Origin of the sequence: Aliivibrio sp. SR45-2 (genome assembly GCF_963890165.1) — a bacterium.
In the GTDB taxonomy this organism is placed as follows: Bacteria; Pseudomonadota; Gammaproteobacteria; order Enterobacterales; family Vibrionaceae; genus Aliivibrio; species Aliivibrio salmonicida.
In genome coordinates this window covers 38,912-58,299 of record NZ_CAWPRC010000145.1, presented here as the reverse complement: position 1 = coordinate 58,299, position 19,388 = coordinate 38,912, and the positions used below count along the sequence as shown (strand labels likewise).

16 protein-coding genes and 1 riboswitch are annotated in these 19,388 nt (G+C 40.1%); of the genes, 9 read left to right on the top strand and 7 right to left on the bottom strand.

Going from position 1 to position 19,388, the window contains the following annotated elements:
* Window positions 1–61 precede the first annotated feature (61 nt).
* The 4 genes from AACV33_RS07950 to AACV33_RS07935 all read right to left on the bottom strand — a co-directional run bounded on the left by AACV33_RS07950 (window position 62) and on the right by AACV33_RS07935 (window position 2,147).
* Complete coding sequence (locus AACV33_RS07950; RefSeq protein ID WP_023603365.1) at window positions 62–427, bottom strand: DUF4156 domain-containing protein; 366 nt, start codon at window positions 425–427, stop codon at window positions 62–64.
* A 563-nt stretch (window positions 428–990) separates the two neighbouring features.
* A complete protein-coding gene (locus AACV33_RS07945) occupies window positions 991–1,233 on the bottom strand; it encodes a hypothetical protein (RefSeq protein WP_017022792.1) in 243 nt (80 codons plus the stop codon).
* Between the two features lie 228 nt (window positions 1,234–1,461).
* A complete protein-coding gene (locus AACV33_RS07940; protein WP_012550070.1) occupies window positions 1,462–1,914 on the bottom strand; it encodes a YccF domain-containing protein in 453 nt (150 codons plus the stop codon).
* 71 nt (window positions 1,915–1,985) lie between these two features.
* Window positions 1,986–2,147, bottom strand: coding sequence for a hypothetical protein (locus AACV33_RS07935; protein WP_182700096.1), 162 nt, complete (start codon window positions 2,145–2,147; stop codon window positions 1,986–1,988).
* 382 nt (window positions 2,148–2,529) lie between these two features.
* Between AACV33_RS07935 and rbsD the strand changes: the two genes are divergently transcribed.
* From rbsD to AACV33_RS07905, 6 genes are all read left to right on the top strand, one after another.
* Entirely contained in the window at window positions 2,530–2,949 is a 420-nt protein-coding gene (gene rbsD / locus AACV33_RS07930) for a D-ribose pyranase (protein ID WP_017022794.1), read from the top strand.
* A 60-nt stretch (window positions 2,950–3,009) separates the two neighbouring features.
* Complete coding sequence (gene rbsA, locus AACV33_RS07925) at window positions 3,010–4,524, top strand: ribose ABC transporter ATP-binding protein RbsA (RefSeq protein ID WP_023603367.1); 1,515 nt, start codon at window positions 3,010–3,012, stop codon at window positions 4,522–4,524.
* A complete protein-coding gene (rbsC, locus tag AACV33_RS07920; protein WP_017022796.1) occupies window positions 4,521–5,507 on the top strand; it encodes a ribose ABC transporter permease in 987 nt (328 codons plus the stop codon). Before rbsA ends, rbsC begins: the two co-directional genes overlap by 4 nt.
* A 136-nt stretch (window positions 5,508–5,643) precedes the next feature.
* Window positions 5,644–6,522 carry a ribose ABC transporter substrate-binding protein RbsB gene (rbsB, locus tag AACV33_RS07915; RefSeq protein ID WP_182700095.1) on the top strand — a complete coding sequence of 293 codons (879 nt, stop codon included), beginning with the start codon at window positions 5,644–5,646 and terminating at the stop codon, window positions 6,520–6,522.
* Between the two features lie 180 nt (window positions 6,523–6,702).
* A complete protein-coding gene (rbsK, locus tag AACV33_RS07910; protein WP_017022797.1) occupies window positions 6,703–7,620 on the top strand; it encodes a ribokinase in 918 nt (305 codons plus the stop codon).
* 75 nt (window positions 7,621–7,695) lie between these two features.
* The gene (locus tag AACV33_RS07905) at window positions 7,696–8,697 is read left to right on the top strand and encodes a substrate-binding domain-containing protein (protein ID WP_012550063.1); all 1,002 of its coding nucleotides are present in this window, start codon (window positions 7,696–7,698) and stop codon (window positions 8,695–8,697) included.
* 55 nt (window positions 8,698–8,752) lie between these two features.
* Here AACV33_RS07905 and AACV33_RS07900 read toward each other — a convergent pair whose 3' ends face one another.
* Window positions 8,753–9,607 (bottom strand): DNA ligase, encoded by an 855-nt coding sequence (locus tag AACV33_RS07900; protein WP_182700094.1) that lies wholly within the window; start codon window positions 9,605–9,607, stop codon window positions 8,753–8,755.
* 369 nt (window positions 9,608–9,976) lie between these two features.
* On the opposite strand from AACV33_RS07900, the gene AACV33_RS07895 reads away from it, so the two are divergent.
* A complete protein-coding gene (locus tag AACV33_RS07895) occupies window positions 9,977–12,634 on the top strand; it encodes an ExeM/NucH family extracellular endonuclease (protein WP_182700093.1) in 2,658 nt (885 codons plus the stop codon).
* Window positions 12,635–12,708: 74 nt separating this feature from the next.
* Here the strand turns inward: AACV33_RS07895 and AACV33_RS07890 are convergent, their stop codons facing one another.
* Window positions 12,709–14,178 carry an MATE family efflux transporter gene (locus AACV33_RS07890; RefSeq protein ID WP_182700092.1) on the bottom strand — a complete coding sequence of 490 codons (1,470 nt, stop codon included), beginning with the start codon at window positions 14,176–14,178 and terminating at the stop codon, window positions 12,709–12,711.
* A 158-nt stretch (window positions 14,179–14,336) separates the two neighbouring features.
* On the bottom strand, window positions 14,337–15,083 hold the full coding sequence (locus tag AACV33_RS07885) for a hypothetical protein (protein WP_182700091.1): 747 nt from the start codon (window positions 15,081–15,083) through the stop codon (window positions 14,337–14,339).
* A 567-nt stretch (window positions 15,084–15,650) separates the two neighbouring features.
* Window positions 15,651–15,756, top strand: a riboswitch (glycine riboswitch).
* A 96-nt stretch (window positions 15,757–15,852) separates the two neighbouring features.
* Here AACV33_RS07885 and AACV33_RS07880 point away from each other — a divergent pair.
* Together AACV33_RS07880 and AACV33_RS07875 are read left to right on the top strand one after the other, a co-directional pair.
* On the top strand, window positions 15,853–17,235 hold the full coding sequence (locus AACV33_RS07880) for an alanine/glycine:cation symporter family protein (RefSeq protein ID WP_182700090.1): 1,383 nt from the start codon (window positions 15,853–15,855) through the stop codon (window positions 17,233–17,235).
* Between the two features lie 395 nt (window positions 17,236–17,630).
* Window positions 17,631–19,316, top strand: coding sequence for a mechanosensitive ion channel family protein (locus AACV33_RS07875; RefSeq protein ID WP_182700089.1), 1,686 nt, complete (start codon window positions 17,631–17,633; stop codon window positions 19,314–19,316).
* The last annotated feature ends 72 nt before the right edge of the window (window positions 19,317–19,388 follow it).

Genomic DNA, 19,388 nt, shown 5'->3' with positions numbered 1-19,388 from the left:
TTGCCCCTTCTTATTCATTCATCGTTGTGTCTCGTCATATCCGTGACCCAACAGACAAGATTTAATTTGGTAACACTGCCGTCTTATTTTCTTCTGGTTTTCCACATAAATAGGCATTACCAAACATAGTCACTGAACTCGAAAAACTGAGAGGTTGATATAGGTATAGAGTATCAGCGCCTAATTTAGCAGATTTAATTCGCATTTGGTTTAATGAGCCCCAAACCATGTCTTTATCTGCATGTAGCCAGTAATCATAAAAATGACCTTCTGAACCAAATACAATGCCCATACGTTCACAATCTTTGACCGCATCGACTTCATCCCAAATAACCTCTACTTTCTCAGACTCTTGAGTAGGAAAAGTTACACAGCCTGTTAATAGCATTGTTGATGCTATTATTGTACTAACCATTAGCGTTTTCATTATGTAATCACTAACCAAATAAATGTGAGGGGATTTTAATCAAAATAATAGAAGAGGCAAGTAAAGAGTTATCTATATACTTGTTTTTAATGTTTATTTACGAAATTATCTTCATCAAAGATAATACCGTCATTGCCTTCTTCCCTTACGGTAAACCTACTTTTTCTAATCGCTTCGCAGATATGATATTTTCCACATCAACGCCGACAATAAACGTATCTATTAACGCCCTTTCAATGCAACTGTTTATTCATCCGTAAACAACTCACCGCCAGAAGATCTCACCTAATAAATAGTTTTCGGAGATCATTTCAGTCAACCAAAATTAGCATCAGAGTGAGTATTCATGTTTTAAAAATAGGGAGGAAGATCTTGAACAACCGAAGGAGAAAGTAAATCAACAATAGAAGCCAATAAATCTGGTGTTAGTGACGCGATATATAAATCAACATAAGAAACATCAAGTCTTTCCGTTGTAAATGCTAATGATGCAACGTTGATCTATTCATCATACATTTACCTTAGAACTATAGGACTAAAAGTGCTTATCTACGGATAAACCTCTACTTACGTGGATTATTACTATACCAAGCATCAAGCAGTTCTTTACCGTAAACAATGTCTATATTCATATGCATAACCAAAAGAAAAACCACTAATAAAATACAGAGAATATTAAACCAGATATTCACTTTTCTACGCATTGGTTCGTAGGTACAAATATTAATCGCAACTAAAAGAAAAGGATAACTGCCTAATAATATAATTAGCCACCCAAGATAATTTGATATCGCCATTGGAGCCATTATTCACCTCATGTACTCGAATAAAAAACAAATATAACTAAATTGAGAATCAATCTAATTATTGTCTATTTTTAAGCCAAATCAAATGAATGACAGCAGATTTGTATTGTCTTTCGCAGTTTACGCAAACTTAATAAATCACGCGCGATAATGAAGAACGGGGGTAGGAATAAAAAGGACATAGAATAAGTACATACCTATTACTTGATGTCCTTTTTTAGAACAGAATTACTTCCACTTATCCGCTTCTATTTTTGCATTCGCATTGCGAACCACAGAAGCCACTTCTTTATCAACGATAGTCTGACCGATCGGTGCAATTGAAATAGCAGCAAGTTTTAAATGCTGTATCGCAAATGGAATACCAATGATAGTAACAAAGCAAGCAATTGCCGATATTACGTGACCAATCGCCAACCAGAAGCCAGCAAAAATAAACCACAGAACATTACCTAAAAAACCAAGGCTACCCGTTCCTATATCTTCAGATTTCGTTAAATCATCACGACGGATCGCTTCTTTACCGAAAGGAAAAAATGAAAAGCCCGCGATAACAAAACACGCTCTTCCCCAAGGGATACCAATAATGCTGATAAAAGCGATAAGCCCAAAAAAGCACCACGCTAGCCCCATAAACACGCCACCAAAAAGAAACCAGATTAAATTACCAATTGCGCTCATTTTATTTCCTTACTTATAAATTTGAGATACCGATAAAACATACAATGCCAGATTATACATAGATAAAACGATTAATCATCCGCGCCACATTTAGCACATGCAACATGAGTTCGTTCGCTCTCATTGATAACGGTATAACTGCCTACGCAATTTTCACACAATGCGAGTATTGGATAGGCTTCTTTCTCTTTTTTAGACGTTGTATCGCCTTCCGTCGTGTAACGTTTTCTCATTGTGATACCTTAATTAGCGATGAAGAGTTTGGTTTTACATTAATCCTACTTTTGGTGCTGAACAACACCGATTAACCATAATATCATAAAGCACACAATACGCATTCTAGTCTTAATCAATAACAAATTAAAAATAAACTATTGAAATTATTGTTGAGTAATGCCCCCTCCTCATAACTAATTCACTCACCAAAATTTGACCAAGATCTCCTATTTACCACTCTATCAATTGGAATTCTGCGCTCGATCACACTTAGTTACATTCCTTGATGCAAAAAGCCATTTATTGCTCTAAATTCACCATCGAAACGTTTACGCAAACGTTTCGATGGGTATAAAACACGCAGTAAATGCTCATCAATTATTAATCAAGGGTATTCTCATGAAGAAAAACACACTATTAAATGCTGAATTATCGTACATAATTGCCTCTCTAGGCCATACCGATGAAATTACAATTTGTGATGCTGGCTTACCTATTCCAGACAGATCACAACGAATCGATTTAGCGTTAATTCAGGGAATACCAACCTTCATTGATACCGTAAAAGCAACGCTTGCTGAGATGCAAATTGAAGGTGTAATTGTTGCCCAAGAATTCAAAACGGTTAGCCCACAATTGCATGATGAGCTAATGACTCTTGTCCAAATCGAAGAAGAATTGCGTGGTAAACCAATCACGATTTCTTATATCCCTCACGAAGAATTCAAAGCGCATTCTCACCAGAGTAAAGCGATAGTTCGTACTGGTGAATGCACTCCTTACGCGAATGTTATTTTTCAATCTGGCGTTGTTTTTTAAGTCACCCTAGTATCGATGATTAAGCAACTTACACAGTATTAAATAATGAAAGGATCACTCATGAATCAACCCATTCTCGAACTAAAAGGGATTGAAAAAGCCTTCCCCGGTGTGAAAGCATTGGATGGCGCTTGCCTTAATGTTTATCCCGGTAAAGTAATGGCATTAATGGGCGAAAATGGCGCCGGTAAATCGACCTTAATGAAATCTCTCACTGGCATTTATGCAATGGACGCGGGTGAAATACGTTACGAAGGTAAAGCGGTTAACTTTAATGGTCCTAAGCATTCTCAAGAATCTGGTATCAGTATTATTCACCAAGAGTTGAATCTTATTCCTGAATTAACGATTGCTGAGAATATCTTCTTAGGCCGTGAGAAAACCAATGTCTTTGGTGGCATCAAATGGGCTGAGATGTACAGCGATGCTGACGCCCTACTTAAACGTTTGAATGTAAAACACCACTCTCGCCAACTGTTAGGTGAACTGAGTTTAGGTGAGCAACAAATGGTTGAGATAGCCAAAGCGTTATCATTCAAATCTAAAGTTATCATTATGGATGAGCCAACGGATGCTTTAACGGATACTGAAACCGAATCTCTGTTTAAAGTGATTAATGAATTACGTGATGAAGGGTGTGGCATTGTTTATATCTCTCACCGTCTAAAAGAGATCTTTGAGATCTGTGATGACATTACCGTACTTCGCGATGGTAAATTCATCGGTGAACGTGTGGTTGCCGAGATTGATGAAGATACCTTAATTGAAATGATGGTAGGCCGTCGATTAGATGAGCAATACCCTCGTATTGATGCAACACACGGTGATAAATCATTAGAATTATTCGATGTGTCTGGTCCTGGTGTTGAGAATGTTAGTTTCTCATTAGATCGCGGCGAAATCCTTGGTATCTCTGGCTTAATGGGTGCCGGTCGTACTGAGTTAATGAAAATCATCTACGGTGCTGCACCAATGACGTGTGGCGCAATCAAACTTAATAACAAAATGATTAACCCTATCTCTCCTCGTGATGGGCTGGCAAATGGCATTGCTTATATCTCTGAGGATCGCAAAGGCGATGGCTTAGTATTAGGTCTATCTGTCAAAGAAAACATGTCGTTATGTTCTTTGGATCAATTATCAAAAGGCATTCAACTTGATCATCAAGCAGAAGTGACTGCGGTTGAAGATTTCATTCGCTTATTTAATATCAAAACCCCTTCTCGTGACCAAATCATTGGTAACTTATCTGGTGGTAATCAACAAAAAGTAGCGATTGCCAAAGGTCTTATGACTCGCCCTAAAGTCCTTATTTTAGATGAGCCAACACGTGGTGTTGATGTCGGTGCGAAAAAAGAGATCTACCAATTAATTAATCAATTTAAAGCCGAAGGCATGAGCATTATTTTAGTCTCTTCTGAAATGCCAGAAGTGTTAGGAATGAGTGACCGCATTTTAGTGATGCATGAAGGCCATATTAGTGGTGAATTCATGGCTAAAGATGCCGATCAAGAAAAATTATTGGCTTGTGCAGTAGGTAAAACTGTTCAGCAAAACGTCGAGGTAACAGCATGAGCACTAAATCTATGACTCCATCTGAATCGCAAAAAAAGAAAGGCGGCATGTTCTCAAAAGAATGGCTGATTGAGCAAAAATCGTTAATCGCGCTATTGCTACTCATTGTCGTGGTTTCTTTTTTAAACGACAACTTTTTTACTGTCGACAATATTCTAAATATCTTACGTCAAACCTCGGTAAACGCGATCATCGCTGTTGGTATGACATTAGTTATTTTGACCGCTGGCATTGATTTGAGTGTTGGCTCAGTATTGGCGCTTTGTGGTGCCTTTGCCGCTACGATGATTGGCCTTGAGATCCACCCAATCATTGCGGTTCCGACCTCTTTACTTGCAGGTGCGATTCTTGGTGCGATTAGCGGAATTATCATTGCCAAAGGTAAAGTTCAAGCCTTTATCGCAACGTTGGTAACGATGACGTTGCTCCGTGGTGTAACCATGGTTTACACAGAAGGTCGCCCTATCTCTACTGGCTTTACTGATGTTGCTGATAGCTTTTCATGGTTCGGTACGGGTTACGCACTTGGTATCCCAGTGCCAATCTGGTTAATGGTTATCGTGTTCGCATCGGTATGGTACTTATTAAATCACACACGTTTTGGTCGCTATGTTTACGCACTAGGTGGCAATGAATCAGCAACGCGTTTATCGGGCATCAATGTTGATCGCGTTAAGATCGGTGTTTACGCTATCTGTGGTCTACTTGCTGCTTTGGCTGGCTTAATCGTAACGTCTCGTCTTTCTTCTGCTCAACCAACCGCTGGTATGGGTTATGAGTTAGATGCTATCGCTGCGGTTGTTCTTGGTGGTACAAGCCTTGCTGGTGGTAAAGGTCGTATTATGGGTACGCTTGTTGGTGCTCTGATTATCGGCTTCTTGAACAACGCACTTAACTTATTAGATGTATCGTCTTATTACCAAATGATCGCAAAAGCCGTGGTTATCTTACTGGCCGTATTAGTCGATAATAAAAACAAATAAATCCAAAAGAACCACCCTGTAACTCGTTAGCTGTACTAAAAATTAGCTCTATCAATATTATTATTTTTATAAAAAGGCACAACCAAACGTACCCTGTTTGAATTGTGCCGCCCTACACCCTTATAAGGAATATAGAATGAAAAAGTTAGCAACCTTAATCTCTGCGGCACTACTTTCTGCCTCTTTCTCATCGACGGCTTCGGCTCAAGATACAATGGCAATGGTCGTCTCTACCTTGAACAACCCATTCTTTGTAACAATGAAAGAAGGCGCTGAAGCAAAAGCAAAAGAACTAGGCTACAAACTGATTGTTCTGGATTCTCAAAATGATCCAAGTAAAGAGCTTTCAAACGTTGAAGATCTAACGGTTCGTGGTGTTAAAGCCATTTTGATTAACCCAACCGATTCAGATGCGGTATCAAATGCAATTCGCATGGCTAACCGTTCTGGAATTCCTGTCCTAACGCTTGATCGTGGTGCAAGCCGTGGTGATGTAGTGAGCCATATTGCGTCTGATAACGTGGCTGGTGGTGAAATGGCGGGTAAATACATCATGGAAAAAGTGGGCCAAAAAGCGCGCGTTATCCAACTGGAAGGTATTGCAGGTACGTCTGCTGCGCGTGAACGTGGCGAAGGTTTCATGAAAACAATAAACAGCGGTGATTTAGTGCTACTTGGTAGCCAACCGGCTGATTTCGACCGCACTAAAGGTCTAAACGTAATGGAAAACATGCTTGCTGCAAACCCTGATGTGCAAGCGGTATTTGCTCAAAATGATGAAATGGCATTGGGTGCACTTCGCGCTGTGCAAGCGTCAGGTAAAGACGTATTAATCGTCGGCTTTGATGGCACTGAAGATGGCATTGCAGCCGTTAACCGTGGCATCTTGGGCGCAACTATCGCTCAACAACCCGATTTAATCGGTGCACTGGGTGTTGAAACGGCAGATAAAGTACTTAAAGGCGAAACGGTTGCTAAATATATCCCTGTTGAGCTAAAAGTTATCACTAAATAAAACCGTAACAACATAATACAACTGGAGCATTGATGCGCTCACAACGTAGTATCAGTGCTCCACTCTCTCTTCAATCTCATAGAAAATGTATCGCTAAATGACAGAGTCTTCTCACCCATTTATCCATACGTTTTAAGGCCAATTTTCCGGCAATTTTAAAATAAGAAACAAAGGCACATTATGAATAAATTAGTTGTTTTAGGTAGCGTAAATGCAGATCACGTTCTACAAGTGGCTTCTTTCCCTCGTCCGGGCGAGACGTTACACGGTCACAGCTATTCCGTTATTCCTGGTGGTAAAGGCGCAAACCAAGCGGTTGCTGCCGCTCGATTAGGCGCAGATGTTGCTTTTATTGCCAGTGTTGGTGATGACAGTTTTGGTCAACAAATGATTGAAGCATTCAAGTTTGATGGCATTAATACCGAAGCGGTAATGATCGAAGAGAACACCCCAACAGGTATCGCTATGATCCAAGTCGCAGCAACGGGCGAAAACAGCATTTGTATTTCAGCAGAAGCAAACGCACGTTTAACCGCAGAACGCATTGCACCTCATCATGGGTTAATTGAAGCGGCTGATACCTTATTAATGCAACTTGAAACCCCTATTGAAACCATCGAAAAAGCAGCACAAATTGCAAAAGCGGCCGGAACAAAAGTCGTATTAAACCCAGCCCCTGCTCAGCAATTAAGTGATGACTTATTACAACTTGTTGATATGATTACGCCAAATGAAACTGAAGCCGAATTATTAACAGGCATTGAAGTAACGGATATGGCAAGCGCACAACGCGCAGCAGATGCGCTTCATGCAAAAGGCATTGAAACCGTGATGATCACCCTAGGTAGCAAAGGTGTGTGGATCAGTAAAAATGGCAAAGGCCGTCAAGTGGAAGGCTTTAGAGTACAAGCTACCGATACCACAGGCGCAGGCGATACCTTCAATGGTGCATTTTTAACTGGCCTACAGTCTGGTCGTAAATTGGATGATGCGATTAAATTCGCTCACGCGGCAGCGGCAATTTCAGTAACACGAATGGGTGCTCAAACCTCTATTCCTTCTATCACTGAAGTAGAGCGTTTTCTATTAGAGCATTGATCATTACTCTCTATTTCAGTGCCTTTGACTGCCATTAATAACGCAGTCAAAGACACAAACAAAGGATTGGATTTTATGGCAACGATCAAAGATGTAGCCAAACATGCCGGCGTTTCAACCTCTACTGTCAGCCATGTATTGAATAAAACGCGTTTTGTGAGTGAAGACATTTCAGATCGTGTCGCATTTGCGGTTAAAGAACTCAACTATGCCCCATCCGCATTAGCTCGCAGCTTAAAAGTAAATCACACGAAAACCTTTGGTATGCTCGTGACGACATCAACCAATCCTTTTTTTGGGGAAGTGGTAAAAGGCGTAGAGCGTCGTTGTTATGAGAAAGGTTATAACCTTATTTTATGTAATACCGAAGGCGATGCCGAACGTGTTCATTCAAGCTTAGATACCCTACTTCAAAAGCGCGTTGATGGTTTGCTTCTAATGTGTACCGAAATAGAGCATCAAGTACTTGAATTATTTTCTCGTTATCAAGCCGTTCCTACGGTGGTGATGGATTGGGGCTTGATTGATTTTCCAAGCGATAAGATCCAAGACAATTCTCATCACGGCGGTTATTTAGCGACAAAACACTTAATAGAACAAGGACACACAGACATTGGCTGTTTAACGGGTCCATTGAATAAACTGCAAGCACAACAGCGTTTAAGTGGCTTTGTACAAGCAATGGAAGAATCAGGATTAACCATCAATAAAAACTGGATCGCCTCAGGAAATTTTGAATGTGAAGGCGGTGAAAGTGCATTTAACGCTCTTCATGCAAGAGGGGCATTACCAACCGCACTCTTTGTGTGTAATGACATGATGGCAATGGGCATGATTAATTGCGCGAGTAAAAAAGGGATTTCGGTGCCTAATGATATTTCAGTGGTTGGTTACGATGATATTAATATGGCGAAATACATCACACCATCGTTAACCACAATTCATCAGCCAAAGCATCGTTTAGGCCAACAAGCCGTTGATTCATTGTTAGAAAAGATTGCCACTAAATCTGATACTAATCGTGTCATTCAACTAGAACCGACATTAATGATTCGTGACAGTGTTAAAACGATTTAATATCAAGCCGCTAGCCGCATTAAAAAATAGAGTTTCTATCCATGTAGAAACTCTATTAATATTTTTCACGAACCGCAATATATCGCGCAAACTTAGGAATACCACTGTCCGTAAACCCGTTATAACGATAAGTCACTTGCTGCCCTAATATTGGTGGATTTTCTCGCACTTCATTGCTTAATCCGCTGCCAATCTTAAACTCTTGTCCATTTGGCATTTGCAATATTAACGCCCCGACCATCCCTTCAAATTTACCTTTTCCATCGGTATAACCCACAATAATCGCTTCGTCATCATAGTGTTTTTTTAACTTGATCAGATCATCACTTCTGCCCGCTCGATAAATAGAATCGAGCTTTCTTAGCATTAAGCCTTCGCCTTTATTCACTGCCATCTCTTCAAGGGATTTGAGTAAATCATCTTCACTGCTAATTGGGTGGTGTTCGACTAATTTAAGGTGGGGAGTTGCTAGGCCTTGCACCAATAATGATAAGTCAGAATAACGCTGAGGAAACATGCCAATAGAATGAGGAAGATCAAACATCATGAACGTAATTTCTGCCCATAACTCATCATCAGGTTGGCTGTCTAATACGGTACTCGCTACTTGCTGAAAACCACCACGTCCGGCCCATAATTCACCATCAATCGCGTGCTTAGGAAGCGGCGCAATAAACCAATCTGGTGCCATTATTTTATGACCTTTACGAGTAAGTAACTCCGACCCCGTCCAATACGCTCTTATTCCATCGAGCTTTTCACTGACCCAATATTTATCAACCTCTATCCCTTCTTCATAGCTTGTTGCCAACAATACAGAAACAGGTACTGTATTAGATTTATCAAAAGCAAGCACGGGAGCAGAGAACAATCCGATGCCAATGAGTGTCGATAATGTTGATACTTTCATAGATACCTAGCTTAATGGTTTTTAATATTGATGTTTTCTATCATTGCATGTTGGACAACGATTTATCCCTAATTCAGTCACTTCTATTACGCAATTTCGAGCTATATCTACATTCAATGTAACTACCAATTTTCTGGCATGATTACTTTTGCACAGCCTCTACATTAGAGCTCAACTGTTCAAATACTCACTATAACGATTCCTGTTAGTAAATTGACCTCTGCCAAATTTACGCCTCTCCACATCGTCTAAGATCTCACTATTCATGTAAAAGAAATGAATGTGACATATCAATATGAGAAGTTTAATCGATAGAAAAAACAAATAACAGTGAATCATTCATATAACGTGACTATGGAAAGCAGTGAAATGAAAACAACTCAATTAAAAACAACACTTGCAGCAGCTATTGGCTTAGCACTCTCAGGCAGCGCTTACGCGGATGTGATTATATCTCAATACGTAGAAGGCGGAAGTTACAATAAATCGTTAGAAATCAGCAACACAGCAGACAGTTCAGTTTCTCTCGCGGGGTATGTTCTTAAATCAAAATACAATGGTTTAAACGAATGGCAAAAGGATCTTGATCTTTCTGCCATTACGCTTGATGCAAAGAGCGTTTATGTCATCTCAAACAGTCGTGCCTCTGATGCGATCAAAGCCGTAACCAATACTATTGAAAGCATCGTAAATCATAACGGCGATGACACTTACATGCTGTTTAAAGATGGGATAGAACACGACCGTATTGGGGTAGATGGCGACGTAGATTGGGGCAAAGATAAGAGCTTTGTCCGTTCAACATTAAGTCCAAGTACAACATTTGATTCAACAATGTGGCTTGAGTTACCAAAAGACAATATTGATGGCCTTGGTACTTACCAAGAAGGCATTACTCCTCCTGCCCCTTTTGCTTGTGAAACCGATTCAGGCACGACCCCTACTTTTACGGAGATTAATGAGATTCAAGGTACAGGAAATAAATCGCCGTTAATCACGAGTGGCTTTATTTCAGACGACGAGTATTTTGTTCAAGGCATTGTGACTGCTCGGGGCGACAGTTTATTAAAAGGCTTTTACCTGCAAGGCCTAAACGATGACAATGATCCAAACAGCTCTGAAGGTATTTTCGTCAGTACTGGCAGCGCACCTTCCCAAGAGATCCAACCGGGTGCATTAATCTGTGTTAAAGCAAAAGTTCAAGAATATTACAGTCAAACACAATTAAAACCAGACACCAATAACGTCGTTGTTCAAGGTTCACAATCTCCTGTTGATGTCACTGAACTGGTTATCAATGAGAATGAAACATTAGCAGATGCATTAGAGCGTCACGAAGGCATGCACGTTAAATTAACCTCTCATTCCGATTTACGAATTACGCGTAATTTCAGTTTTGATTACGACAGTAAACGCAACAATATGGTGTTGTCTCATGGTGCACCACTGTATAAACCAACTCAGTTATTTGCAGCAGAAAGTACAGAGGCCATTCAGCTAGCGAAAGAGAATGCTAAGCGTCAAATCACCATAGAATCAGACAACAAAGCCGCAAACGGAAAAGTGCCTTACTTCCCAGAGTTTGCCTCTGATATCGACCAAGATGGCAGTGCCGATTCTTACTTTCGTCTTGGTGCTAGAATTGAAGGACTAGAAGGAGTGGTTGCTTATTCTTACGGTCAATATCGCTTGGTTGCAAGTAACACCATCACAAAAGAAAACATCATTACTAAAGCCTTAAATACCGATGGTTCTACGCTCTTCAATGTAGAACGTACTGACAAACCAAGCATTGATGATGAAGATTTAACTATTACCAGTTTTAACGTTTTAAACTACTTCACCTCTGTTTCTATAAACGGTGATGCAAACCCAACAGGTCAAAACCGTGGCGCAACAACAGCTGATGAGTTTGCAATTCAACAAGCAAAAATTCTATCGGCCTTAACCGCCATTGATGCTGACATTATTGGTTTGATGGAAATTGAAAATAATGGCTTTGGTGAAAACAGTGCCATTCATGATCTCACTGCCGTGTTAAATGCACAATTTGAAGACAAAGAAGATCACTATAAATACGTTGAGATAGACGCTGCGGATAAATACCAAGGTGAGTATTTAGGCTCTGACGCCATTATGGTCGCCCTGTTGTATCGTCCTGACAAAGTAAGATTAGAAGGTGATGCACGCGTAATAAAAACACCGGAGCAACACGTTACGGCAAACACCGTCACTCGAGATAACAACGGAACTATTGAATCAAACCCTGCGTATGATAAATACCAACGCCACAGCTTGGTTCAAGAGTTTATTGTAAAAGAAGCCAAAGAGCCGCTAACCGTTGTCGTTAATCACTTAAAATCAAAAGGATCAGAGTGTATTGAACAATGGCAGAACTTCAATGAAGACTCAGAAGCGCCTGACTTACAAGGCAATTGTAACCGCTTTAGAGTCTCAGCAGTAAAAGCCATTGGTGATGAATTAAGTACAGTTGAAGGCGATATTCTGATCTTAGGTGACATGAATGCGTATGGCATGGAAGACCCATTACTTACGCTGACAGATTACAGCCCAGATAAATACGATCGCGACATCTTTACGGCGTCTTATACCACTCTTGGAAACGATGCCGCCGGTAACCCTATTCCTTATGAAGAAACAGGCAGCCAAATCAAAAAAGGGTACGGATACCTTAATCTAAATACCTTGTTACACAGCACAGAAACCTTCTCTTATACCTACTCAGGGGAATTAGGTAATCTTGATCACGCACTTGCTAATGAATCTCTTGCAAAACGAGTCACTCAAATTGAAGATTGGCACATTAATGCCACAGAAAGTAACTTGTTTGAATACAGCTCAAAGTACACGGGTGACATGGAAAAATACAACGATATGTATTCGGCTTCTGACCACGATCCTGTTGTTATTTCTCTTGAATATGCAGGCTCACTCAACCTACTTGCTTTATCTTCACTCTTTGGTTTTGGCTATCTGCGTCGAAAACTAAACAAAGACAATAAATAAGCATATAAGGTAACAATAAAAATGGCGGCGTCTATATACTCATAGACGCCGCCATTCTTATTTTTATTAAGTTGTTATTTTACAGATAATGGCTTATTTACATCATCATTATCTTCAATTCCACTTTGCATAATAACCGCATCGTTATTACAAAATGGCGTCATGGTAACGCTAATATCGGCCAATGTGTCTTCGGTACACACCGCAGCGCAATGCTCTTTTACCATGCTGATAACGTGCAGTCTCAAGGCAATCAAACTGATTACCCCAAACACAATATTGCCTACCGCTTGCCCATAAAGTACGCCTACACCACCAAACCAGTGCGAACCAAAGTAAACAAAAGGCAATGTACCTAACGTCGCTTTGCTCAAATTAAGTGCGGTAGAATACAAAGGCTTACCTAGATTATTAAACGAGGTATTTGCAACAAACATTGCGCCATTAAAAATAAACGTAATCGCAATCACACTACAGAATGTCACCATGATTGTCGCCGCATCCCCTACTAAGCTAAATGCAGAGACGATGTAATCTTGTAGTAAAAAGAGAACTAACGAAACAAAAATACAATAAATAGCCGTGAAATAGAGTGAATTACGCAATGTATCTTTCACCCTATCAATCCGTTGCGCCCCAAAGTTTTGGCCAATGATAGGGCCAACCGCCCCTGACATTGCAAAAATAACCGCAAAAGTAACGGGAATTAATCGTCCAACAACCGCAAAGCCCGCCACAAAATCTTCCCCAAATGGCGCTAAGGTCGCAGTCACGATAGCATTGCCAATAGGCGTCGCAGTATTGGTGAGAATGGCAGGCGCGGCAATGGTTAAAATGGCTGGCGTATGCCTTTTGATCATTGACCATTCCGGTAATTTAACTAAATGGTGCGTCTTCACTAATGGGTACAATGAAAATGCCAACACGGTGATCCGAGAGATAACAGACGCTATCGCCGCGCCTTCAACATTCATCCCAAAACCAAAGATAAAAATGGGGTCTAGTATCGCATTCACAATACCTCCGTATAAGGTCGCTAGCATCGAACGCTTAGCGTCCCCAACCGCTCTCAATCCAGCGCCTGCCGCCATTGCAATCGCAATAATTGGCGTACTTGGTAATAAAATAGAGAGATACGCTTGAGCGCGCTCAGCCACCACGCCTTTTGCTCCGATCATCGCCAACAGATCGGGAATAAAACAAAACATGATGACCGTAATAATCGTGTTTACAATAAAGGCGATGGCCAATGTACTGCTGGCAAGTTGTTTCGCTTTTTCATTTTCTTTTGCGCCTAAGGCTTTTGAAACCAACGCTCCCATCGCAATAGAAGAACCAATAGAGACTGACGTTGAAAAGAAAATAATGGTTCCGGCAAAACCGATAGCGGCAGCAAGTTCGACTTGCCCTAACAAACTGATAAAAAACATATCTAACAAGTCAACGACAAACAGCGCCATTAACCCAACGGAAGACGTTCCTGACATCACTAAAATATGTCTCATGGTAGACCCTTGGACAAATTTAGCGGATTGATTGCTCATACACCTCTCCCTTCATTACAACTTACAGCGTAGTATATTTTTTAAAATATGTGCGAATCACTTAAATGCAAGTCATTCTCATCTCAAATTTACGATACAAAAAAACCACAGCAACTGTGGTTTCTATGCGTCAGTAGCATTAGTAGTACCGAAGTGAATCACATACCAATACTTTCACTAATACTATCAATTTCTTTAATGTCCATTTGCAGCAATTGCAGTTCGTCTTTCAATTGAGAAATTTGTTTATTTGCTTTCTCTTGCTTCTTACACACATCAGATTTTGCGTCCCAGCTTTTACCTTCAAGGTAAACGGCACAATCTTTCGCGAGTTTCTTCTCATTACCACTAATGACATCAATCTTAACTTGTAAATCACCCGCTTCTTCTTTCAACTGCAGTTGACGTTGAAAAAGCTGTTTCGAACGCGTTAGCATTGTGATTTGCAGATCAACTTGATTTGTTAATTGGTCAATTTGTTTATTCTGCTCTTCAACTTGCATAGATAAAGAGGTTTTCTTCGATTTAAGCGTTTTCACTTCTTTGCTTAATGCCGTGTATTTCTTTGCTTCTTCAGCGACTGCTTGTGCTTTTTGCTCGTCTAATTCTTGTTTTTGTGCTTCTAACGCTTTTTGTTTTTCTTGTTCAATCAACACATCAACTTCGGCACTTTTCGTGCTCGCGTCTTTTAATTGACCTTGATAGTCTTTTGATTGAGATTCGAGTTGAGTGTAAGTCTCTGACCATTTGTTATCAGAAACACTTGAACCAATTAATCCACCCGCAATCAAGCCAATCACTAACGTTACGCCAGCAACCCAATGGCTTGATTTAGATTTCTCTTCAATGATTATTACCTCATCATCGTGCTCAGTTTCATTATTGTTTTTATTTTCTACACTCACGCGCTAACCTCGAACAATGGATATTTTTCTAGTGTAGCTATAAACACCACACTTTGTGTTAATGACAAGACAATTTACCGAATCAATTCACTAATCATGATATATGCCACATAAATCACAACGCCTGATATTGATGTATAAACCACCGATTTTTGCACCTTCTCGTTACTTCTAAATTTAAAAAGTAATATCGCTAATGCAAACAGTAAAATAATGACCGCAATTCGTAACATAGTACACCTCGCTTTTCTTCTACTTTAGCACACTTTGCCTTGCTAATTGTTTGAGTTTTAGCGGTTTCCCTAATTAAGCAAACGATTCCATCCTTCTTCTTAACTCTATATTTAAATAACTGATCTTGATTAACAAAAATCCCATTGATTTGGCTAAAAAACATGATAGAGTTCACACATAAATTTTGAGTCGTACAGATAGAAATTTATACAATTTGTTGATCCGATGAAGACTGCAGGAGAGCGGCAACGCCATTATTTGGCAACGCCCACCGAAGAAGTAAATCTTTCAGGTGCCTAATTCAAAACCATGAATAAGGTGAGGACTGTAGTTGGAGGAATCTCTGGAGAGAGTCGTTAAATCGACCGCCGAAGGAGCAAGCCCTTATCTGAAAAATGGTAAAGGTGAAACTCTCAGGCAAAAGGACAGAGGAGAAAGTGATCCGATTAATCTCGGCTCTATACTATTGCCGATCTTTCGGTTTTGGTACACCACTCTCTCTTCTCCTTACTATATGCTTTATTAAGGGGAAACCATGAACACCTTTCACAACACACTTGTTACCGTTGATAACTTCATTTGGGGTCCGCCTCTATTGATATTATTGGTTGGTACAGGTATCTACTTTACGTTCCGACTTCGTATATTCCAACTACGTCATTTGCCAACCGCGCTTAAAATGGTCTTCTCAAAAGAAGAAAATGAAAGCAAGGGGAAAGGCGATGTTTCAAGCTTTGCCGCTTTATGTACTGCACTCTCTGCCACTATTGGTACGGGTAATATTGTTGGTGTTGCAACCGCGATTAAAATGGGTGGCCCAGGCGCTCTATTTTGGATGTGGCTTGCTGCCGTTTTTGGTATGGCAACAAAATATGCAGAATGTTTACTGGCGGTAAAATTCAGAAAAACCGACAGCAACGGCCAAATGATTGGCGGCCCAATGTATTACATTGAGTATGGCATGGGCAATAAATGGCTCGCTAAACTTTTTGCTTTATTCGCGTTAGGCGTGGCTTGTTTTGGTATCGGCACTTTTCCACAAATTAACGCCATTGTTGAATCCGCGCAATTAACCTTAAATTCACCCGCATGGTTAACTGGCGGTATTTTAACCGTATTGGTAGCGATTGTGACCCTTGGCGGTATTCAATCGATTGCTAAAGTTGCAGAGAAAGTCGTCCCAACGATGGCGGTGGTTTATGTTGTGTCTTGTCTTACGGTATTAGTGATGCAAGCAGAAGCCGTACCTGCGGCTCTTCAATTAGTCATTACGTCTGCATTTACAGGAACCGCAGCCACTGGTGGCTTTATCGGTGCTTCTATTATGCTGGCCATTCAATCTGGTGTTGCTCGTGGTGTATTCTCAAACGAATCGGGTTTGGGTAGTGCTCCTATCGCTGCTGCCGCTGCAAAAACAGATTCTTGTGTTAAGCAGGGATTAGTATCGATGACCGGTACGTTCTTTGATACCGTGATTATCTGTACAATGACAGGCTTAACATTGATTGTTACCGGAGTCTGGCAAGGTGATGCTGCGGGTGCACTAATGACCACACAAGCTTTTGCTATTGGTTTAGGCTCAGACCAAATTGGCCCTTACCTTGTGTCTGTCGGTTTGATGTTCTTCGCCTTTACGACCATTTTAGGTTGGAACTATTACGGCGAACGTTGTGTTACCTATTTATTTGGTAATAAAGGGGTTTTACCTTACAAAATCATTTTTATCTCTTTAGTGGCTTCAGGTGCTTATATGCATTTAGACACTATCTGGGTGATTGCCGATATTGTAAATGGCTTAATGGCGATCCCAAATTTGATTGGTTTAATCGCGCTTCGCCATATAATTATTGAAGAAACGCACCTTTTCTTTAATCAAACAGACAATAAGAAAAAGAAATCGGTATTAACTAACGCATAGAAATGATGCATATATCACAGTGTGATTATTTAACTGTTATTTGACACATTTCCTTAACCTTTAGTTGGTCAAAGTATCATCTAAACTTGTTATGATCACCTCGTACTTACTGAACGAGGTGATATATGGAAATATTAACTCTGGTACTTGGATCTGTTATTCTTGTTATGGTTGCTGGCTTTGCTTTTTCATTTATCAAAGCCATTATTACTGAACTCAAGCGACTCTAAGTAACGTGTTAACAAGAAAACAGAACCCTTCAAAAGCAGCATTAATTGCTGCTTTTTCACATCTGTGACAAAGCTTTATCAAAAATACCTGCCACTCCCGATGCATTTTATCTACAATAGTACTTTAAGTTACATTGACCCACCCTTTACGGTCATAGAGGTAATATGCGCTATTTACTTTGTTTTCTTCTTTTATTTTCATCCCTTACCTATGCCAATGAAACTCAAGACATCGAGCAATTACAAAATATTAATGCTGAAATTGCACGACTAAAGCAAGAGTCTGCCTCATTCAAAGGCAATGACTTAGCGGTTATTCGCGTACAGCAAGTAGAAAAAAACAATGAACTCAGAATCGTTCTGTCTGAGTTAATCAACAAGCACACCGCAGAAAATACGCCACTGTTGGTGAGTGAAGTTGAAGATCAAATTCGTTATGCTGATCGTTCTTTTCTCTATTTAGGCAAAGAGCTAAAATCAAAAAAAGATAAAATAGATACGGCGGATGTCGAGCATAAACTCGCTTTACAAAACACATTAAATGAATCAAGAAGTTATTATTACACTTCCCTCTCAGATCAACTTCAAAATTACCGCTGGTTAAACAAGCTCGGCAAACCAAACCAAGCAAAAGTCGATGCATTCAAGTTAGTTATCGACCAAAAAATTAAGTTTCTGTCTGCCTCTTTGAGTTTTGATTCAAACAGAGAACAGCTATTAGCGGATCAGCTTCAGCGTTCGTCTGATTCAGAGAAATCCTCTCTGACCTTAGAGCACCTCTTCTTTCAAAGAAAAGTGACCAACTCAACGGATGGGTTAATTAAACTGATTAACATTGCTGACCAATTAAATATCAGCACGACAAACTACAAACGTCAGGTCTTTGCCACTACGGGCAATTTAACGGAAGATATTTTAAGCTTTCCCGTGATTGCCGCGATTTTAAGTAATTGGATCACCGACGGCAGTAACTGGTTATTCAAACACGCACCTGATCAACTCTTAAAATTCTTTGTCTTTATCTTAATCATTTTTGCCACTCGTTTATTAGCAAGGCTGACTCGACGCGTGGTACTCAAAGCCGTTGTTCAACCTCATTTACGTATGAGTAAATTGATGCAAGATTTCTTTGTTTCGATGTCGAGTAAACTGATTTTCTTCATTGGTATTCTCATTGCCTTTTCTAAAATTGGCTTGGATTTGGCTCCGGTTCTCACCGGTTTCGGTGTTGCTGGTATTATTATTGGTTTTGCATTGCAAGATACGCTATCCAACTTTGCATCAGGCATGATGCTGCTGATTTATCGCCCGTTTGATGTGGGTGATTTAGTGGATGCAGGGGGCGTATCAGGAAAAGTGAGTCACATGAGTTTAGTAAACACCACGATTAAAACGTTTGATAACCAAATTATCATCTTACCCAACAGTAAAATTTGGGGAGACGTAATAAAAAACGTAACTCACGAACGATTACGCCGTGTCGATATGGTGTTTGGCATTGGCTACGAAGACAGCATCGAACACGCTGAAAAAATCTTAGCCGAAATTATTGATGCTCACCCTGCGGCCTTAAAAAAACCAGAGCCCAATATTCGAGTACATACTCTTGGTGCCTCATCGGTTGATTTTATTGTACGACCTTGGGTAAAAACCGAAGATTATTGGGATGTGTATTGGGATGTGACTCGTGAAGTGAAATTACGCTTTGATAAAGAAGGGATCTCGATTCCTTTTGCTCAACAAGATGTGCATGTACATTTTGCTAAAAAAGCGAAGAAACCAAAAGCAACAACAGGGATAGCGGGAAAACTGAGTAACGTCATTGACTCTGTTCGATCAAAAGACAGCTAACATCCCATAAAAAAGAGCATCTTAAATTAGGTGCTCTTTTCAAGAATAGCATTCTTATTTTATCGACATCAT

Coding starts and splice junctions, on each gene's coding strand:
- rbsK (WP_017022797.1), top strand. CDS start 6,703: ATGAATAAATTAGTTGTTTTAGGTAGCGTAAATGCAGATCACGTTCTA.
- AACV33_RS07900 (WP_182700094.1), bottom strand. CDS start 9,607: ATGAAAGTATCAACATTATCGACACTCATTGGCATCGGATTGTTCTCT.
- rbsD (WP_017022794.1), top strand. CDS start 2,530: ATGAAGAAAAACACACTATTAAATGCTGAATTATCGTACATAATTGCC.
- AACV33_RS07940 (WP_012550070.1), bottom strand. CDS start 1,914: ATGAGCGCAATTGGTAATTTAATCTGGTTTCTTTTTGGTGGCGTGTTT.
- AACV33_RS07935 (WP_182700096.1), bottom strand. CDS start 2,147: ATGAGAAAACGTTACACGACGGAAGGCGATACAACGTCTAAAAAAGAG.
- AACV33_RS07880 (WP_182700090.1), top strand. CDS start 15,853: ATGAACACCTTTCACAACACACTTGTTACCGTTGATAACTTCATTTGG.
- AACV33_RS07890 (WP_182700092.1), bottom strand. CDS start 14,178: ATGAGCAATCAATCCGCTAAATTTGTCCAAGGGTCTACCATGAGACAT.
- AACV33_RS07895 (WP_182700093.1), top strand. CDS start 9,977: ATGAAAACAACTCAATTAAAAACAACACTTGCAGCAGCTATTGGCTTA.
- rbsC (WP_017022796.1), top strand. CDS start 4,521: ATGAGCACTAAATCTATGACTCCATCTGAATCGCAAAAAAAGAAAGGC.
- AACV33_RS07905 (WP_012550063.1), top strand. CDS start 7,696: ATGGCAACGATCAAAGATGTAGCCAAACATGCCGGCGTTTCAACCTCT.
- AACV33_RS07950 (WP_023603365.1), bottom strand. CDS start 427: ATGAAAACGCTAATGGTTAGTACAATAATAGCATCAACAATGCTATTA.
- AACV33_RS07875 (WP_182700089.1), top strand. CDS start 17,631: ATGCGCTATTTACTTTGTTTTCTTCTTTTATTTTCATCCCTTACCTAT.
- rbsB (WP_182700095.1), top strand. CDS start 5,644: ATGAAAAAGTTAGCAACCTTAATCTCTGCGGCACTACTTTCTGCCTCT.
- AACV33_RS07945 (WP_017022792.1), bottom strand. CDS start 1,233: ATGGCTCCAATGGCGATATCAAATTATCTTGGGTGGCTAATTATATTA.
- rbsA (WP_023603367.1), top strand. CDS start 3,010: ATGAATCAACCCATTCTCGAACTAAAAGGGATTGAAAAAGCCTTCCCC.